Below are 17,716 nucleotides of genomic sequence, written 5' to 3'. Positions count from 1 at the left end.
CACGCGCGCCGGGGGCGAGACCGACAAGCGTGCCGGGGGGGGGCCGCCACGCGTGCCGGGGCCGGGGCGGCGCCCGCCCGTACAGTCAGCGTCCGCCGTTGTACGGTCCGTAAGGGCCGTCGCTGCTGGAACCGCCCCGGCGCCCCCGGCCACCGCCGCCGGACACCTGCTGGATCGCGGGCCGCACGTCGACGAAGAAGACGATCGTCGCGACCAGCCCGGCGATCTGGAGGAAGAGCATCGGCACCAGGAGGTTCACCGCGACCGTGACCCCCAGGATGATCAGCCAGAACGTCTTGGTCTGCTTGTCCGCGGCCCGGTACGCGTCGTCACGGGCGATCGCCGAGAGGAACAGCGCGACGACGGCGAGGACGAGCATGGCCAGGTTGAGCAGCCACAGGAACGATCCGAACGCCGAGAGCAACATACTGAGCACCGCCTAAAAATGGATGAAACGCCTAGCGGACCGACCGCAAAGGTAACCGAAGAACGGGCCGGACACCGCTGTGGTGCCCGGCCCGAGCTGTTCCTACCCGCGTATTCCCCGCGCGTGACCACCGGCGCGTGATCCCTTTCTCACGGATCACGCGTGATCGCCGTCCTGACTGCCGCGTGATTCGCGCGCCCGCGCGCGCCCGGTTCCCCGGACCGGCCGGGGCGCCCGCGCCACCGTTACGTGGCGGAGGACGGCGGGGTGCTCTTCTTCGCCGTGCTCTTGCGCGCGGCGGGCTTCTTGGCGGTCGCCGGCTTGGCGGCGCCCGTCGCGGGCTCGGTCTTCACGGGCTCGGTCTTCACGGCCTCCGGCTTGGCGGGCTCCGGCTTCGCGGAGGTCTCGGGCTCGACGGCGACGGCGATCTCGGTGATCTCGTCGGCGGCCTCACCGCGCCAGGACCGTACGGTCTGCTCGCCGCGCTCGGCGACCTTCTCGTACGTCTCCCGGGCCTTGACCGCGTACTCGGCGGCCACGCCCACACCGCGCAGCGCGACGTGCTGGGCGGTCTCGCCCAGCTTCTTCAGATCGGTGTCCAGCACCCCGATCACCTCGTTGAACTTGGCCTGCACGGTCGCCTGAGCCTCCTTGGCCTGACCGGCGACCCGGTCCTGGACGGCCTTGGGGTCCGAGTTCCGTACGGCCTCGATGCGCGACGGCGCCTCGACCCGCAGCTGCTCGATCAGCTCGGGCACCTTCTTGGCCTGCTCGACGACGAGGTCGGCGGCGCCGGCCGCGAAGTAGAGCGGCTTCGGGTCGGTGAGACTCTTGCGCAGGTCATCGGTGATGGCCATGACTGTGGGTCCTCCTGGATTTCAGAGTGAGGGTGGGGTGGCGGCACCGTCGCCGGCCCGCCCGCCGGCCGCCCGGCCCCCGTCGCCGTCCGCACTGGCGACGGGTTCCGTGGCACCGGCCGAGGGTTCCGCGGCCGCGGCGTCCTCCGTACGGCCTTCCGCTCGCACGCCCCCGCCGGGGGCCGGCGCGGCACCGTCGGCGGTGCCGTCCGCGGCCGACGCGTTCTCCTTGCGGAAGGAGTCGTAGATCTGGAGCAGCACCTGCTTCTGCCGCTCGTTGATGGAGGGGTCGGCGAGGATGACGGCCCGCGTCTCCAGCTCCTCCCGCTCCCGCTCGTCCAGGATCCCGGCCTGCACGTACAGCGTCTCGGCGGAGATCCGCAGCGCCTTGGCCAGCTGCTGGAGGATGTCCGCGCTCGGCTTGCGCAGGCCGCGCTCGATCTGGCTGAGATACGGATTGGACACCCCGGCCGCATCGGCGAGCTGCCGCAACGACAACTGCGCGGTGCGCCGCTGCTCGCGCAGGTACTCGCCGAGGTTGCCGACGTTGAGTGATGCCATGGCCCCATGGTGCGCCAGCTTGCTAACTATTGCAAGCGAACGCTTGCAATAGTTTTTGGGGCAGCCCCCGAGGTGATGCGACTCGATGAAGGACGCGCGCCGTCGTCGCGATCGCCGCCCGCTATGGTCCGCCGTCCTGAGTGGAGACCCGGACAACGTGAGGAGGTCCCGCGGAGCCGCGGGACCGCGGCCTACGGCTCCGCGGCCTCGCCCTGGCGGAAAAGCACGGGGCGCACTCGTGGCATGGGGGACCATGTGACATGCGACCAGACGACTGGCACCTCACCGAAGACGTCGACGACTTCCTCGACCGGGCCGGAGATTTCCTGCGCTCGCGCCCCGGCCTGCACGTCATGCCGCTGACGTGGACCGAGAGACTGCGAACGCGCGGGGCGGCCGCGTTCGGCTTCGAGGCCCCCGTCTTCGGCGTGCTGGAGCGGGCGGGCGAGGTTCACGCCGTCTTCTACCTCCTCCCGCCCCGTGGCCTGAGCCCCACCCCGCTCACGCCCGAACAGGCCGACACCCTCGCCGCCCGTCTGTCCGCCCTCGGGCACCCCCTCCCCTCCGTCAGCGCGGACCACGACACCGCCACCGCTTTCGCCGAGGCCTGGCAGCGCCGCACCGGCGCGACGCCGAAACTCCGCGATACGCAGGTCCGGCTGTACCGCCTCGGCACGCTCACCCCGCCGGACCCGCTGCCGGCGGGCCGGAGCCGCGTCCTGGGCGAACAGGACCTCGAGCAAGTCATGTACTGGTGCGGCGAGTTCGCCAGGGCTGTCGGGGAAGACGTCACCATCGACGCCGACTCGTGGGCGGACACGCGGTACGCCGACAAGCGCTACACGCTCTGGGAGACGCCGGACGGCACCCCCGTCTCCATCGCGGGCATGAACCCCGTGATCGGCGGCCAGGTCCAGGTCGACATCGTCTACACCCCCGCCCACCTGCGCGGTCGCGGCTACGCGGGCGCCGTGTCGGCGGAGGTGAGCCGGGCCGCGCTGGCCGCGGGCGCGAAGGAGGTCGTGCTGTTCGCCGACCGGTCCAACCCCACCAGCAACGCCCTCTACCAACGCCTCGGCTATCGCCCGCTCGCCGACTGGGCGGCGTACGACTTCTCAAACACGGCACCGGAAGCCGGTTGACGAGCCGGCGAACGCGCGCGGAACGAACACGCGACGCAGGACATCGGTGACTCCCGCCCCCTGAATCCCTCGTTCAGCCACGGACGATGCAGAAGGGATGTCCGGCCGGGTCGGTGAGGACCCGCCACCTGTCCTCGTTCGGCTGGTGATCCGGCTTGCCCGCGCCCAGTTCCAGCAGGCGGGCCTCGGCGTCGTCCAAACCCTCCTCGACCTTGAAGCAGAGATGAAGCTGCTGGGGAACGGTCTGGCCGGGCCAGCTCGGAGCCCGGTGGTCGGCGACCCGTTGAAAGCCGAGGAAGAGTCCGAGTCCGTCCTCACGGCTGAGACCGGCGAAGTCGGCGTTCGACTCCGGGTGCGGCTCGAGGCCGGTGGCTTGCTGATAGAACGCCGCCAAAGCCGGCGGGTCAGGGCAGTCGAGTGTGACCGCGCTCAATTTCATTTGCAGGGGCATGACACCTCCGGTCCAACCGGTACTTCGACGACGAACACCCTAGGGGCGGCTGTGACGGGCCGCGTCAGCCCCTACTCGGCGTACGGGGGCGACGGCGGGCTCGCCCGCCCTACGCGTACCGGTAGAGGGTCCGCGTCGCGAGTTCGCGCATCCGGTCGCGGGCTTCGGGGGGATCGGTCACGGTGAGGCCGTCCGCGAATTGCAGGAGCTGGCGTACGTCCTCGAGCTCTCGGCACGCCACCGTGACGGGGACCTCGTCTCGCCCAACGACGGGGACCTTGTCTCCCCCTTCGGATCGCGGGCCCCGGACGGTCAGGCGGGAGCCGAGGATGCGCCGGGCCCGGTCGAGCAAGCGGGCTTCGAGCACCGCGTGCACCTGGAGGGCCTCGATCGTCTCCCAGCTCGACGTGAGTTGCGCCGCCACCTCGGTGAGGGTGGTCCCGGGCCGCAATCGTCGGGGGACTCGCGTCGGCCGCCAGTCGGCAAGCCGTTCGAGCGAGTACAGCCGAGGGACGCTCGCGCAGTCGGCGACCAGGTACCACCGGCCCGCTTTGGCCAGCAGTCCGTAGGGGTCGACCACGCGCCAGGCCGGTTCGACGTCCTCGGACCGTCGGTAGCGGATGCGCAGCCGCACGCCCCGGCGCACGTCACCGACGATGGCACTCGGATCGGTTCCCCGGGTGTCCGGCCCGAACCACGGCCTGTTGTCGGTCGTGACGACGGCACTGAGCGGCAGCGGGGATGCCGCCGGCTGTCGACGCACCGCGACCTTCTCGCGGGCTCGGCGGCTGTCGGGGCCGGCCCCCAGCTGACGGCGCTGGTCGTCGTCGAGCCCGTCGAGCGCGAGGTGGTCCCGCTCGGCCGGGGTGAGCCGCGACGTGTCGAGCGCACCACCGGGCAACAGCCTCACTCCGCCCCAGCGGCCCCGCTCGACGAGGACCGGAAAGCCCGCCTCCTGCAGCCAGCGCAGGTCTCTCAGCACGGTGCGCACCGAGACCCCGACCCGGCCGGCGAGGTCACCGGTGGTGATTGCCTCCCGCGTCTGGAGTGCCAGCAAGAGGGCGAAGAACCGATCTGGCGTCACGACACCAGAATCTCAGCAAACACGACGGGATCCGTCATGTATGGCAGCCAGGCTCCTCAGAACCGGGCCACCCGGGTCAGCCGACCGGGCCCCCGGAAAGACCGACTCGCGACGACCGACTCGCGAAAGACCGACTGAGGGAGACCGCTCATGGCAGTCCCGAACATGTTCATCGTCCACGTCTCCGACGCACCGGCGTCCGCGCGCTTCTACTCGGAGCTGTTCGACATGCGGCCGAGCTTCGAAACGCCCGGCTTCGTCGCGTTCGAACTCGCCGGAGGCGTTCAACTCGCCCTGTGGAGCAGGCCCTCGCACGACCTGACTCCGCCGCGCACCAGCGAGCTGTGCGTCACTCTGGACGGCGGCCCGGAACGGATCGACCGCCAGTACCAGGACTGGACGAAGCAGGGTGTCACGACCGTGCGGGAACCCCACGACGAGGTCTTCGGCCGCACCTTCGTCGTCGCGGACCCGGACGGCAACCTGATCCGGGTGGCACCGGTCGACTGACGGACCCTGCCTCGGGCCCCCGGCCCGAGGCAGGGTCCCCGGCCCTCGTCTCCCGAGCCTCAAACTCCGGCCTGGCCCGGCTTCGAAGGCTCCGGCCTCCGGCCTCGGCCGCAAATCCGTGGCCCCCCGGGGCCGGGGCCGGGGTCACCCGATCAGCGTCACCCGATCAGCGTCACGCGATCCGCGTCACGCGGTCACCTTGGCCACGAACGCGGCCACGTTCACCACCGTCCGCTCGATCTTCTCCTCCAGAGTGATCGTTTCGTGCAGCCGTGAGCCGGCCCCCGCGTCCCGCTTGCCCCGCACGTACAGCGAGCAGGCGAGGTCGCCGCATATGTACGCGCCCACCGAGTTGCCCTGTTGCCCGGCCTTGCCCGCCTTCGGCGCGACCATCAGGGAGACCCCGCCGCCATGCGTGGTCAGGCACATCGTGCACATGCTGCGCCGCATCTGCCAGGAGGAAGGACCGGGGCACCGGAGCGTGAGCCCCTTCGGCCGGCCCTCCAGCTCGATGACGAGATAGGCCCGGTCAGGGGCCTGAGGGTCGCGCCAGCCGAGGAAATCCAGGTCGCCCCAGGGCCGCTCGGCCAGGTCCCGGGGGACGGAGAGGCGCTTCGCCGCGCCCTTGGTGCAGTTCACGAACGCGGCGCGGATCTCGCGCTCAGTCAGCGGCTTCATAAACGAGATGCTAAGTTGCCTAAATCTATTAGGCAACTACATAATCGTTGTCGGCTGACGAGAGTGAGGGCACGGTGCGCGTAGGACTGACCACGGAACGCCTGACCCGGGCGGGTGCGGAGCTGGCCGACGAGGTCGGCTTCGACCGGGTGACCGTCTCGGAACTCGCCAGGCGGTTCGGCGTCAAGGTCGCGAGTCTGTACTCGCACGTGAAGAACTCCCAGGACCTCAAGACCCGGATCGCCCTCCTCGCGCTGGAGGAACTCGCCGACCGGGGCGACGCGGCCCTGGCCGGGCGGGCCGGCAAGGACGCCCTCGCCGCCCTGGCGAACGTCTACCGCGACTACGCCCGCGAGCACCCCGGCCGTTACGCCGCGGCCCAGATGAGGCTCACCCCGGAAGCGGCCGCCGCCAGCGCCGGCGGCAGACACGCACGGATGACGCGGGCGATCCTGCGCGGCTACGACCTGACGGAACCGGACGTCACGCACGCGGTCCGGCTGCTGGGCAGCGTCTTCCACGGCTACGTCACCCTCGAGCTGGGGGGAGGCTTCAGCCACAGCGCGCCCGACTCACGGGAAACGTGGTCGCGGATCCTGGACGCCCTCGACGCCCTGCTGCGGAACTGGCCGGCGGACTCGGCGGAACCGGCAGAGTCGGCGGAACCGGCGGACTCGGCGGAACCGGCGAAGCCGGTCACACCCGGACCACATGGAACGACAGGTTGAGGCAATGCACACCGAAAGCAACTGGATCACCACCCCCATCACCGCGACCCTCCTGCGCGGCGCCCTCGACGTGGAGCACACCGAGCACGGTGTCCTGCCGCACCGGCTGCCCGCCCGGGCCCGCGCCCAGTACACAGACGGGCAACTGGCCATGGCCGAGTCCCAGCCCTCCGGCGTACGGCTGGTCTTCCGCACCCGGGCCACCGCCGTCGAACTGGACACACGGCGCACCAAGCGGGTCTACGTGGGCGCCCCGCCCCGCCCGGACGGCGTGTACGAACTGCTCGTCGACGGCCGCCCCGCCGCACGGGCGAGCGTCGCGGGCGGCAACACCCTGACCATCGACATGACCACCGGGACCGCCGAGCACCGGCCAGGCCCGGCCGGCACCCTCCGCTTCACCGACCTGCCCGACGGCAACGACAAGGGCGACGACAACGGCAACGGCCTCAAGGACATCGAGATCTGGCTGCCGCACAACGAGACCACCGAACTGATCGCCCTGCGCACCAACGCCCCCGTCGAGCCCGCGCGGGACCCGGGCCGCAGGGTGTGGCTGCACCACGGCAGTTCGGTCAGCCACGGCTCCGACGCGGCCGGCCCCACCTCCACCTGGCCCGCACTCGCCGCCCGCCTCGGCGGTGTGGAACTGATCAACCTGGGCCTCAGCGGCAGCGCCCTGCTCGACCCGTTCACCGCCCGTACCCTGCGGGACACTCCCGCCGATCTGATCAGCATCAAGATCGGCCTCAACCTGGTCAATGCCGACCTCATGCGCCTGCGTGCCTTCACCCCCGCCGTCCATGGCTTCCTCGACACCATCCGCGAAGGCCACCCCACCACGCCCCTGCTGGTCGTCTCGCCCATCCTGTGCCCCATCCACGAGGACACGCCGGGTCCGAGCGCTCCGGACTTCTCCGGTCTGGGCGACGGCCGGCTCCGGTTCCGGGCGACGGGCGACCCGGCGGAACGCGCGAGCGGGAAACTGACCCTGGGCGTCGTACGGGACGAGCTGGCCCGGATCGTGGAGCAGCGGGCCGCCGAGGACGCGAACCTCCACTACCTGGACGGCCTCGCCCTCTACGGCAAGGCCGACTACGCCGAGCTGCCGCTGCCCGACGAACTCCACCCGGACGCCGCCACCCACCGCCTGATGGGCGAACGCTTCGCGGAGCTGGCCTTCCGGGGGCAGGGCGGCTTCACGGACCACGGCGTCTCCGTCGACGGCCGCTTTTGAATCCCCGGTCCGAACCTCGCGACTGTTCTTGGGTTGGCTCGGGGGTGTTGACGAGGTCCCGTCCGATCTTTTGATCGGGCGGGTTTTCGTTTGCCGGGCGCGTGAACGTTCTTTGTGTGGTGCCGGGGTGTCAGAGACTCGGGTGGACTGCGGCTCGGGTGGGTGGTGGAAGTCCGGTCGTTGCGATGGGCTGCGGTGCGCGCCGAATGGACTCGCTGATCTCGGCGGGCTCACTGCTGCCGGTGTTCTGCGTGGTTGCCTTCTCCCAGGCGAAGAGGACGTGCAGGTTCGAGCGTGAGTGCGGGTGTCGGCTGACGCGCTGGCCGCTCGCGCGTGGCTGGTGGGTGGCGGCGGCTGGCGGCGACGAGCGGGGTGGCGCTGTGCCCGAAGATGCCTTCCTCGGAGCCGCCGCAGTAGTGCCGGCCCGCTGTGGATTCGATGGAGGCCAGGTTGCGGTGTTGGCTGGGCGGATGGTGCCAGGCGGGAATGGGGGTGGTGTCCGCGCCGATGTCGCCCAGCCGGCCTTGGAACAGGCCGCGGCGATGCGCGAGGCGGATGGTGACCAGCAGCAGACGGTCACTGATCTCCTGCAACAGACCCCGGACGCGTTCGACATCCGTGTTTTCCCAAGCCGCGGTCACCTGGGCCGCTTCATCTTGGGGCAGGCGCCGGCGACGGTCGCAGCGGTAGGGGTCGAGGACTGTGGTCAGCCGGTCGAAGGCGCGGTAGACACGGCGGGAGAACGCGATGCGGGCGTGGTCGTCGTGCCGGGCGATGCCGGGGCCGCCCAGCCATCCCCGGGCGGTCTCCCGCGTAATCGTCAACCGCGCCAGCCGCCCCTCCGTCACCGCGACCTTCTCCCGCAGCACGGACAACTCGCCGAGCACAACGGCCACCTATCGTGAAGCGATCACGACAACAACAGCGACTGGACGCAGGAGCAGAATGATCACCGCTGGACAGACACGTGCTCGGGCCACCGCAACACTTGCCGCTGTCGCGGTGGCTGTCGCACTGAGCACAGGCTGCGACTCTGAACGCGAGAGCACGGGATCACCAGCAGCCGATTCCGGCAAGGCCGACACCGCACAACCGGTGCCTCTGAGCCAAGACGCACTGAAAGCTGCGCTTCCCAATCCGTTCAATGTCCCGGTGGACGTCTCAGAGGAGCGAGGCAGGAAGACCTGGGACACCACCGATCCCATCTCCTGTCAGTCAGAGGAGTGGCCGGATGAATTTTGCGCCAGAGCGGATTTCGTCGGGCTGGCGGCGTTCACCAACCTGGAGGACCAGGAGTTGGCCATCCGGCTGATCTCGTTCCCGGACGCCAAGACAGCAGCAGCGCTGTTCGACGGTAAGGGAACCACGGACGAGGTAGGCGAAAACCCTCCCGGAGACCAGATCGACAAGTTCGACATCGAAAACCCCAACGGAGCCCCGGACTGGACCGGCCACGGCATCAACGTCCGGCAAGGGGCTGTGATCGGAAAGATCCAGTACACCTGGAAGCAAGGCACCTACATCCCCTCGGGAAGACTGATGTCGATCACCACCATGGTCGTCAAGCGCCTCCAGCAGGCGCAGCGTGGAGAAACGCCGACTGCATCAGCTCAGTAGCGCCCTCGGCCTGGAACCCAAAGGCGTGACCGGGCTACACCTTCTGCCGGGAAACGATCAGCCACCGAACGGGAAGCGATCTTCAGAGGACCGACACGCCGCAGGCCAGCGCTACTTGTGAACACCCCTCCTCGGTCCGAAATCCTCGGTCCGAAATCCTCGGTTGACCTTCACCTCGGGGGAGGCCACAGCATCGGTGGTGCCGGGCGACGCGCTCGGCATGAGGAAGAGGGACGAGGGGCGGGCATGGGGCTGCTGACCATCGGGGCGTTCGCGAAGGCGTCCCGGCTGTCGCCGAAGGCACTGCGCCTTTACGACGAACTCGGCCTGCTGCCCCCCGCCCGCGTCGATCCGGTGACCGGCTACCGCCTGTACGCCCCGGAACAGCTGGAGCAGGCCAGGCTGGTCGCCTGGCTCCGGCGGCTGGGTATGCCGCTGGCCCGTATCCAGCGCGTCCGCACGCTGGAGGCGACCGCGGCGGCCCAGGAGGTACGCGCGTTCTGGGCGCAGGTCGAGGCCGACACCGGCGCGCGGCGGGACCTGGCCGCCTTCCTCATCGACCACCTGGCCCGGAAGGACTCCGTCATGTCAGCGACCGCCAAGCCCCTGGAAATCCGTTACGCCGCGCTGTCCCACGCCGGCCTGGTCCGCGAGAGCAACCAGGACACCGCCTACGCCGGTTCTCGCCTGCTCGCCGTCGCCGACGGCTTCGGCGGCGGCGGAGCCCCCGCGAGCGCGGCCGCCGTCGACGCCCTCAAGCACCTCGAAACCCGCGAGATCCCCGCGGGCGACCTCCTCAACATCCTCGAGGACGCCGTCGAACAGGCCGGTCGAGCCGTGCACGTGGTCGCGGCCGAAACCGAATCCTCACCACAGGAGGTCGGCACCACGCTCACCGCGCTGCTCTGGACCGGCTCGCAGCTGGCCCTCGTCCACATCGGCGACTCCCGCTGCTATCTGGCGCGCGACGGAGAGTTCTTCCAGATCACCCACGACCACACCGTCGTGCAGTCGATGGTCGACGAGGGGCGCATCAGCCCGGAGGAGGCCACCGTGCACCCCCAGCGGTCGCTGCTCGTCCGCGCCCTGGGCGGAGAGGGCGAAGCCGCCCCCGACATGCGCCTGCACGACGTCCGGCCGGGAGACCGCTACCTGCTCTGCTCCGACGGGCTGTCCACGGTCGTACAGACGACGGAGGTACGCCAGGTGGTCACGACGGTCAGCGACCCCGAGCAGGCGGTACGCGAACTCGTCGACCGCGCCAACCGCGCCGGCGGCCCGGACAACGTCAGCTGCGTGGTCGCCGACGTCCGGGAACTCCAGCGGTAGGAAAGCGGCAGGGGCAGGAACGGGCGGCCCGCGCCTCAGGCGCTGTACGCCACCGGGTGGACCTCGTCCGCCGCGTGCCCGGTGCGCTCGTGGACACGCCGTACGGCGTCCGCCGAAGGCGCCTCCGAGAGGCAGAAGACGTCACCGGACTCGGGATCGGCCCAGGCGTGCTCGAAGTGGACGCCTTCCTCGCCCTCGACCGCGAGATCCGCGTCATGCGCCTGACGGAACTGCTCGGCGGTCATGCCCCGCATGCCGTGATGGACGTCCATGAATGTGGCCATCGGACTCACTGCTCCCACAGAGAAAGAGGTGTCCTTTTCCTTTCCCATGCTGCACCTGCCCGCCCCTCCCGGGCATGTCCTGCGGATCCCTGCGGGGCGGGTCCGGCGCCGGCCCGCGCCACGTTCGTCCGTCGTCCGTCGCCCGTTTGCTGGTGCTGGAGCACCGTGGTGTCCGCGTGCCCGAAAGCGTCCACGAGCGCGTCATGGGCTGCGCCGATCTGGACATCCTGGCGCGCTGGCTGGACCGGGCCTTCTCGGTCTCCGAGGCCGAGGAGCTCTTCGAGTCGGAGACCGACGGGAAGAGCGTCTGACGGAAACGGAAGGCGGCGCGGGCGCGGAAGGGCGGGCGGACCGCGCCGGTCGGCGCGCGTTCGGCACGGTCGGCCCCCGCCCGCGCCGCGTCTCCGCCCGCGCCGCCTCTCCGTCCGCGCCCGCCCCCGGGTCCGTTACCTGTCCGGCCGGACGACCCCGAGGATCCGCATCGAGCCCGCCCCCGCCAAGGTCACGTTCCGCCCCGGCCGGGGCGCGTGCACGATCGCGCCGTCGCCTATGTACATGCCCACATGGCTCGCGTCGTCGTGGTAGATGATCAGGTCGCCGGGCCGCATGTCCTTGATGTCGATCCGCGGCAACAGCCGCCACTGCTCCTGCGAGGTACGGGGGATGGTCCGCCCGGCCGCCGCCCACGCCTGGGAGGTCAGCCCGGAGCAGTCGTACGAGTCCGGCCCCTCCGCTCCCCACACGTACGGCTTGCCGATCTGCCGGGTCGCGAACTCGATCGCCTTCCTGCCCTGCGCGCTCGACGCCCGGTTGATCTCTTCGAGCGCGCCGGAGCCGAGCCAGGCCGCCTGCGCCTTGGCCGCCGCGTCGCTCTCCAACCGGGCCAGCCGGGCGCGCTCCTCCTTCTCCAGACCCGCCTCGAGCTTCTCGGCGGCGGCGATCCGCCGCTCGATCTCCTTCTTCGCCTTCTCCTTCTTCAGCCGACCGGCTTCGAGCTTCCCCCACTGCGTACCGGCGTCGGCCGTGTACGTCTTCAAGTCGTCCTGGGTCCGGGTCAGTTCGGCGAGGAGGTCGTTGGTCGCCTTCATGCCCTGCCTGACCCTGCCCGCGCCGTCCAGGAAGCCCTGCGGGTCACCGGTGAGCATCAGCCGGGCCTCGGGCGGCAGCCCGCCGCTCCGGTACTGCGCACGGGCGGCGGCTCCGGCGCGCTGTTTGAGGTCCTCCAGACGCAGCTGGTTCCGGACGATCTTCTCGGCGAGCCTGACGACCTCGGCCGACTGCTTGGCGGTCTGTTCCTCGGCGAGGTTGTAGGCGTCGGTGGCGGAGGCGGCCTTGCGGTAGAGGTCGTCGATCTCCCGCCGTACTTCTTCGAGGGGGTCGGGGGCGGCGTCGGAGGCCGCCCCCGTGTCGCTCGACCCGCCGGCGCCGCCCGGCGCGCCCGGCGGCAACTCGACCGGCGGCGGGGCCACGGCCGGCGGCGACGGTACAGCCGAGGAGGACGGTACGGGCGGAGCCGCCGGGGCGGCCCGGGGCGTCGCGTACGCCTGGATCGTCAGGTCCGGCGAGGCCAGTACCGCCAGCGCGCACACCAGAGTGACCGTCGCGGCCGCACAGCGACGTCGGTTCACGGACCCACCCCCAAGACGCCCAGCCCGGAAGGCGTCAGAACACACCAGAACGCGAGACGACCACTTCTGATGCAACGTCAGTAACTTCGTATTACCGATGTGATCGTGCCATGTCCGGCACCAGAACGACAGACGCCCTCAGAACCTCACAGGTTCCGCGCCTCACGCGTTCCGCACCTCACACATTCCGCACCTCACCCGTTCCCGCTCGCCGAACCCGGCGCGAGCGCCGCCCAGTTCACCGTCACCTCACCCTGCCGCCGCCGGCGCGGATCGTCCGCCAGCGGCCAGTCGGCCGCCACGTCCCGTACCGCCCGGATCCACCGCTGCCGCGCGCCCAGCGAGGCGTACGGGGCCGCCGCCGCCCACGCCCGGTCGAAGTCGCGCAGGAACGCGTGCACCGGCTCACCGGGCACATTGCGGTGGATCAGCGCTTTCGGCAGCCGTTCCGCCAGGTCGGAGGGACGCTCGAGGGAACCGAGGCGAGCCGCGAACGTGACCGTACGGGGCCCCTCCGGCCCGAGCGCGACCCAGACGTGCCGCCGCCCGATCTCGTCGCACGTCCCCTCCACCAGCAGCCCGCCCGGCGCGAGCCGGGCGCACAGCCGCGCCCAGACGGCGGCGACCTCGTCCTCCTCGTACTGCCGCAGGACATTGGCCGCCCGGATCAGTACCGGCCGCCTCCCGCCGGCCAGCGGGATCTCGAACCCGCCGTGCCGGAAGCACAGCCCGTCCCGCTCGTACGGCAGCGCCGCGGCGACCCGGGCCGGGTCTATCTCGACGCCGACGACCTCGGTGCGCGGCTCGGCCGTACGCAGTCGGCGCAGCAGTTCGACGGCGGTCCAGGGAGCGGCGCCGTACCCGAGGTCCACCACGACCGGATCGGCCGCGCGGCGCAGCGCGGGACCGTGTACGGCGGTGATCCAGCGGTCCATGCGGCGCAGCCGGTTCTGGTGGGTCGTGCCGCGCGTGACCGTGCCCACGGGACGGGCCGTTCCCGCGGCGTGGGCAGCATGGGCAGCGTGGGATGAAGGGGGCCGATACGCCATAAGGGTGAGCGTAACGAGCCCCGGCTCCACCCATCACGGCTGAGCCGGTTGAGCCGTGAACTGCAACGTTTTGGCAAAGCGGAAATGCGGACGGACCCTCCGCTGTTGAACGGTGCCGGAGGGCGTCCCACACCCTCTTCTTTGTCGTGCGCTTCACCGCGCGTTTTCGTCGTGCTCAGTTGTCGTGAGCGAGAGGACCGTAGACGTGAGCCAGTACGTGTCCCGTATCACCGGCACGCTGGCGGGCCCCCCGCGCGCGCCCCGGACGTCCCGCCTCCGCCGCCTCCCCGGCCAGCTCCGCAAGCCCCGCCGGGTCGCCATGCTCAGCGTCCACACCTCCCCGCTGCACCAGCCGGGCACGGGCGACGCGGGCGGCATGAACGTCTACATCGTCGAACTGGCGAAGCGGCTCGCCGCCATCGACGTCGAGGTCGAGATCTTCACCCGCGCCACGACCGGCGGGCTGGCCCCCGCCGTGGAACTGGCTCCCGGTGTCCTCGTACGGCATGTGGACGCCGGACCGTACGAGGGCCTCGCCAAGGAGGAGCTGCCCGCGCAGCTCTGCGCCTTCACGCACGGCGTGATGCAGGCGTGGGCGGGCAACCGGCCGGGCCACTACGACCTGGTGCACTCCCACTACTGGCTGTCCGGACACGTCGGCTGGCTCGCCGCCGAGCGCTGGGGCGTCCCCCTCGTCCACGCCATGCACACGATGGCCAAGGTGAAGAACGCCTCGATGGCCGAGGGCGACACCCCTGAGCCGGCGGCCCGCGTGATCGGCGAGAGCCAGGTCGTGCGCGCCGCCGACCGGCTGATCGCCAACACGGCGGAGGAGGCCGAGGACCTCGTCCGCTTCTACGACGCGGAGCCCTCGAAGGCCGCCGTGGTGCACCCGGGCGTCAACCTCGACTGCTTCTCCCCGGCGGACGGCCGCGCCGCCGCGCGCGCCCGGCTGGGGCTGCCGCAGGACGCGTTCATCCCGCTCTTCGCGGGCCGCATCCAGCCGCTGAAGGCTCCTGACGTGCTCCTGCGCGCCGTGGCCGTACTCCTCGACCAGGAGCCGTCGCTGCGGACGAGACTGGTCGTGCCGGTGGTCGGCGGCCCGAGCGGTACGGGCCTGGCCAAGCCGGAAGGGCTCCAGAAACTGGCGGCACGGCTCGGCCTGGGCGATGTGGTCCAGTTCCGGCCGCCGGTGGATCAGGCACGGCTGGCGGACTGGTTCCGGGCGGCGTCCGTGCTGGTCATGCCCTCGTACAGCGAGTCCTTCGGCCTGGTCGCGATAGAGGCCCAGGCGGCGGGCACGCCGGTGGTGGCGGCCGCGGTGGGCGGGCTGCCGGTGGCGGTACGGGACGAGGTGACCGGCGTGCTGGTCCAGGGCCACGAGCCGGAGGCGTACGCGCGGGCGCTGCGCGAGTTCCTCGACCACCCGGAGCTGGTGGACCGGATGGGCGAGGCGGCGGCGCGGCACGCGCGGTCGTTCGGCTGGGACACGGCGGCGGCGGCCACGGCGGACGTGTACACGGCGGCCGTCCAGGCCTACCGCCGTCGCGTACGCTCGCACCATGGCTGACGCTCGCCCCACGCCCGTGCCTGATGACGGAGACGCGAACGCGCCGCAGGACGCACGGACCGACGCACGGCGCGACCGACGTGACCAATACGACCCACACGACCCACACGACCCACAGCATGGCCGAGGTGGCCGACACGGCGGAGACGACCTCCTCCGGAACGTACGGGAAACCGTCGAACAGGCGCTGGCCTCCGCCGGGCTGGAGTGGGAGAGCCCCGAGCCCGGTTCGTACGTCGTCACCCTCCCCGGCACCCGCAAGCTGGCCACGACCTGCTCCCTGCGCGTGGGCCGGCACGCGCTCTCCGTCAACGCCTTCGTGATCCGGCGCCCGGACGAGAACGCCGAGGGCGTCCACCGCTGGCTGCTGGAGCGCAACCTCAAGCTGTACGGGGTCGGCTACGCGGTCGACCACCTCGGCGACGTCTACCTCACCGGCAAACTCCCGCTGGGGGCCGTCACCGAGGACGAGATCGACCGGCTGCTGGGGTCGGTGCTGGAGGCGGCGGACGGGTCGTTCAACACGCTGCTGGAGCTGGGGTTCGCGAGCGCGATCCGCAAGGAGTACGCGTGGCGGGTGTCGCGGGGTGAGCCGACGCGGAACCTGGACGCGTTCGAGCACCTGACGCGGGACTGACGCGGGAACGACTTCGTACGCCCGACTTCGTACGCCCGACTTCGTACGCCTGGCCCACGCGTTCCCGGCGCCGCACATGCGGGATGTTCACGCCCGGGAGAAGATTCCGGCATGGACGACAAAAGCCGCATACGCGCGGGCGGGGACGGGGCCGGGCGGAGGGCCGATGCCCTGACCCTGACGGCGATGGTCGTCGCCGCCTCGATGACGTTCATCGACCAGACCATCGTGGCCATCGCCGCGCCCACCATCGTCCATGAGCTGGGTCTCACCGCCTCCGGCATGCAGTGGGTGGTCAACGCCTACCTCCTCACGCTGGCCGCGTTCTTCGCCCTCGGCGGGCGGCTGGCACACGTCTTCGGGCACCGGCTGATGGTGATCGCCGGAACGCTGGTCTTCGTCGTCTCCTCGATCCTGTGCGCCGTGGTCCCGGCCGGCGGCGACGTCGCCCAGGGCTGGCTGATCGCGTTCCGCGCCACCCAGGGCGTGGGGGCGGCGCTGCTGTTCCCGGCGGCGCTGGCGGTGGTGACCGAGACGTTCCCGGCGGAACGGCGCGGCCGGGCGCTGGCCCTGTTCTTCGGGTGGTCCGCCGTGCTCACGGTGCTCGGCCCGCTGCTGGGCGGCTGGCTCACCGCCTGGACCTGGCGGGCGATCTTCTGGATCAATGTGCCGGTGGCGGCCGTCGCCCTCGTACTGATGGCGAAGGCCCGCGTCCCCCACGTCGCGCGCCGCGAACCCGTCGACGTGCCGGGCGCGGTGCTGGTGGCCGTCGGGACGGCGCTGACCGTGCTGGGCTTCCAGCAGGCGGCGAACTGGGGGTGGAGTTCGGCCCTGACATGGCTCTGCGTCGGTCTGGGCCTGCTGGTGCTGGCGCTGTTCTGCCGGTACGAGCTGTACGGTCTGAGCGATCTCGGCAAGCTGCGTGCGCCGGGCGAACGACACGGGCCGGGCGAGGCGGAGCCGCCCGGAGCCTCGGGGCGACCGCGGCTCGGCAAGCTGAGCGAACGGGGCCCCGGCGACCATCCGCTCGTCCCTCTGCGGCTCTTCAAGGACCGGGCGTTCGCCGTCGACGCCGCGGTGCTGTTCTTCGCGATGCCGGCGTTCGTCCCCGTGTTCTTCTTCGGTTCGGTCTACGCCCAGGTCTCGCTCGCCTCCTCGCCCCAGCAGGCCGGGCTCTACCTCCTGTACTTCTTCGTCGGCTTCGTCATCACGTACCAGTGGGGCAGCCGGTTCCTGGACGTCCGGGGCGCCAAGCCGGCCATCCTGCTCGGCACGGCCCTGGGCACGCTCGGATTCGCGCTGTGGGCGAGCAAACTGACGGACCACTCCATGCACGACCAGTGGCCCTACGTCGCCCTCGCCGGCGCGGGCATCGGCTTCCTGCTCGTTCCCGCGTCGACGGACGCGGCCAACCGGGCCGCCGGCGCCTCGTACGAAGAGGTCACCGCCCTCACGCAGACCGTCCGTACCTTCTCGGCCGCCCTGGGCCTCGCCGTCTTCGGCACGATCCTCACGCACGTCACCACGGACCGGATGGCGGGCACCCTCGGATCAGCGGGCGTGCCGAGCCCGCTGGCCCACTCGGTGGGGCACGACATCGCGGAACGGTTCACCGGCAACGGCGGCCACCTCGTGCCGACCGGCACCAGCCCCGTCGACCGGATCACGCGTGACGCGATCGGCGTGTTCCGGCTCGACTTCGCCGAGGCCAACAGGGCGGTCTTCTACGGCATGGCGATCTCGCTGGCCGTCGCCTTCGTCTGCGCGCTGTTCCACCCGGGTCACTCGCGCCACCCGGGCGGCCCGGGCCGCCCGGGCCGCCCGGGCCATCCGCGAAAGAAGCCCACCGCCGACGACACGGGCACAGACACGGCCCCGGGCAGGAACACCGCCCCCTGACTCCCCAGAGTCCCCAGAGTCCCCAGAG

General features: G+C 71.1%; 19 protein-coding genes and 1 pseudogene. 10 read left to right on the top strand and 10 right to left on the bottom strand.

Features of this window, described 5'->3' with window-relative positions; all coding sequences use genetic code 11:
* Positions 1–85: 85 nt before the first annotated feature.
* The 3 genes from IG02_RS0132815 to IG02_RS43260 all read right to left on the bottom strand — a co-directional run bounded on the left by IG02_RS0132815 (position 86) and on the right by IG02_RS43260 (position 1,845).
* The gene (locus IG02_RS0132815) at positions 86–427 is read right to left on the bottom strand and encodes a DUF2516 family protein (protein ID WP_030756351.1); all 342 of its coding nucleotides are present in this window, start codon (positions 425–427) and stop codon (positions 86–88) included.
* 245 nt (positions 428–672) lie between these two features.
* Positions 673–1,284 (bottom strand): hypothetical protein, encoded by a 612-nt coding sequence (locus IG02_RS0132810; RefSeq protein WP_030756349.1) that lies wholly within the window; start codon positions 1,282–1,284, stop codon positions 673–675.
* A 21-nt stretch (positions 1,285–1,305) separates the two neighbouring features.
* On the bottom strand, positions 1,306–1,845 hold the full coding sequence (locus IG02_RS43260) for a helix-turn-helix domain-containing protein (RefSeq protein WP_037804986.1): 540 nt from the start codon (positions 1,843–1,845) through the stop codon (positions 1,306–1,308).
* Between the two features lie 260 nt (positions 1,846–2,105).
* Here IG02_RS43260 and IG02_RS0132800 point away from each other — a divergent pair, with 260 nt between their 5' ends.
* Positions 2,106–2,987, top strand: coding sequence for a GNAT family N-acetyltransferase (locus IG02_RS0132800; RefSeq protein ID WP_030756345.1), 882 nt, complete (start codon positions 2,106–2,108; stop codon positions 2,985–2,987).
* A gap of 73 nt (positions 2,988–3,060) precedes the next feature.
* Here IG02_RS0132800 and IG02_RS0132795 read toward each other — a convergent pair whose 3' ends face one another.
* Together IG02_RS0132795 and IG02_RS0132790 are read right to left on the bottom strand one after the other, a co-directional pair.
* Positions 3,061–3,438 (bottom strand): VOC family protein, encoded by a 378-nt coding sequence (locus IG02_RS0132795; RefSeq protein WP_030756343.1) that lies wholly within the window; start codon positions 3,436–3,438, stop codon positions 3,061–3,063.
* A gap of 109 nt (positions 3,439–3,547) precedes the next feature.
* Complete coding sequence (locus IG02_RS0132790) at positions 3,548–4,522, bottom strand: helix-turn-helix transcriptional regulator (protein WP_030756341.1); 975 nt, start codon at positions 4,520–4,522, stop codon at positions 3,548–3,550.
* 150 nt (positions 4,523–4,672) lie between these two features.
* Here IG02_RS0132790 and IG02_RS0132785 point away from each other — a divergent pair, with 150 nt between their 5' ends.
* On the top strand, positions 4,673–5,032 hold the full coding sequence (locus IG02_RS0132785) for a VOC family protein (protein WP_030756338.1): 360 nt from the start codon (positions 4,673–4,675) through the stop codon (positions 5,030–5,032).
* A 186-nt stretch (positions 5,033–5,218) separates the two neighbouring features.
* Here IG02_RS0132785 and IG02_RS0132780 read toward each other — a convergent pair whose 3' ends face one another.
* A complete protein-coding gene (locus tag IG02_RS0132780) occupies positions 5,219–5,710 on the bottom strand; it encodes an FBP domain-containing protein (protein ID WP_030756335.1) in 492 nt (163 codons plus the stop codon).
* Positions 5,711–5,784: 74 nt separating this feature from the next.
* Between IG02_RS0132780 and IG02_RS0132775 the strand changes: the two genes are divergently transcribed.
* Both IG02_RS0132775 and IG02_RS0132770 read left to right on the top strand, forming a co-directional pair.
* Entirely contained in the window at positions 5,785–6,438 is a 654-nt protein-coding gene (locus IG02_RS0132775) for a TetR/AcrR family transcriptional regulator (RefSeq protein ID WP_078855027.1), read from the top strand.
* A 4-nt stretch (positions 6,439–6,442) separates the two neighbouring features.
* Positions 6,443–7,675, top strand: a complete 1,233-nt coding sequence (locus tag IG02_RS0132770) for a GDSL-type esterase/lipase family protein (protein WP_030756329.1) — start codon at positions 6,443–6,445, stop codon at positions 7,673–7,675.
* A gap of 230 nt (positions 7,676–7,905) precedes the next feature.
* On the opposite strand, the gene IG02_RS0132765 is transcribed toward IG02_RS0132770, so the two are convergent.
* Positions 7,906–8,562 (bottom strand): hypothetical protein, encoded by a 657-nt coding sequence (locus tag IG02_RS0132765; protein WP_030756325.1) that lies wholly within the window; start codon positions 8,560–8,562, stop codon positions 7,906–7,908.
* Between the two features lie 58 nt (positions 8,563–8,620).
* Here IG02_RS0132765 and IG02_RS0132760 point away from each other — a divergent pair, with 58 nt between their 5' ends.
* A complete protein-coding gene (locus IG02_RS0132760; protein ID WP_158712416.1) occupies positions 8,621–9,292 on the top strand; it encodes a hypothetical protein in 672 nt (223 codons plus the stop codon).
* Between the two features lie 246 nt (positions 9,293–9,538).
* A complete protein-coding gene (locus tag IG02_RS0132755) occupies positions 9,539–10,621 on the top strand; it encodes a MerR family transcriptional regulator (protein WP_030756321.1) in 1,083 nt (360 codons plus the stop codon).
* Between the two features lie 35 nt (positions 10,622–10,656).
* On the opposite strand, the gene IG02_RS0132750 is transcribed toward IG02_RS0132755, so the two are convergent.
* Positions 10,657–10,905, bottom strand: coding sequence for an SCO4226 family nickel-binding protein (locus tag IG02_RS0132750; protein ID WP_030756319.1), 249 nt, complete (start codon positions 10,903–10,905; stop codon positions 10,657–10,659).
* Positions 10,906–11,081: 176 nt separating this feature from the next.
* Here IG02_RS0132750 and IG02_RS43565 point away from each other — a divergent pair, with 176 nt between their 5' ends.
* Positions 11,082–11,216 (top strand): hypothetical protein, encoded by a 135-nt coding sequence (locus tag IG02_RS43565; RefSeq protein WP_267958555.1) that lies wholly within the window; start codon positions 11,082–11,084, stop codon positions 11,214–11,216.
* Positions 11,217–11,351: 135 nt separating this feature from the next.
* On the opposite strand, the gene IG02_RS0132740 is transcribed toward IG02_RS43565, so the two are convergent.
* Both IG02_RS0132740 and IG02_RS0132735 read right to left on the bottom strand, forming a co-directional pair.
* The gene (locus IG02_RS0132740) at positions 11,352–12,533 is read right to left on the bottom strand and encodes a C40 family peptidase (RefSeq protein ID WP_030756317.1); all 1,182 of its coding nucleotides are present in this window, start codon (positions 12,531–12,533) and stop codon (positions 11,352–11,354) included.
* A gap of 194 nt (positions 12,534–12,727) precedes the next feature.
* Positions 12,728–13,582 (bottom strand): class I SAM-dependent methyltransferase, encoded by an 855-nt coding sequence (locus tag IG02_RS0132735; protein WP_078855026.1) that lies wholly within the window; start codon positions 13,580–13,582, stop codon positions 12,728–12,730.
* A 205-nt stretch (positions 13,583–13,787) separates the two neighbouring features.
* Here IG02_RS0132735 and mshA point away from each other — a divergent pair, with 205 nt between their 5' ends.
* The 3 genes and pseudogenes from mshA to IG02_RS40080 all read left to right on the top strand — a co-directional run bounded on the left by mshA (position 13,788) and on the right by IG02_RS40080 (position 17,688).
* Complete coding sequence (gene mshA / locus IG02_RS0132730; RefSeq protein ID WP_030756311.1) at positions 13,788–15,152, top strand: D-inositol-3-phosphate glycosyltransferase; 1,365 nt, start codon at positions 13,788–13,790, stop codon at positions 15,150–15,152.
* A gap of 175 nt (positions 15,153–15,327) precedes the next feature.
* A pseudogene (locus IG02_RS0132725) lies at positions 15,328–15,789 on the top strand (YbjN domain-containing protein); the annotation flags it as partial.
* Between the two features lie 111 nt (positions 15,790–15,900).
* Complete coding sequence (locus tag IG02_RS40080; RefSeq protein ID WP_078855024.1) at positions 15,901–17,688, top strand: MFS transporter; 1,788 nt, start codon at positions 15,901–15,903, stop codon at positions 17,686–17,688.
* Positions 17,689–17,716 lie beyond the last annotated feature (28 nt).

The organism is Streptomyces sp. NRRL F-5135, assembly GCF_000719775.1.
Classification (GTDB): Bacteria; Actinomycetota; Actinomycetes; order Streptomycetales; family Streptomycetaceae; genus Streptomyces; species Streptomyces hebeiensis.
The sequence above is the reverse complement of the archived record's forward strand: the minus strand, read 5'-3'. Positions and strand labels throughout refer to the sequence as shown.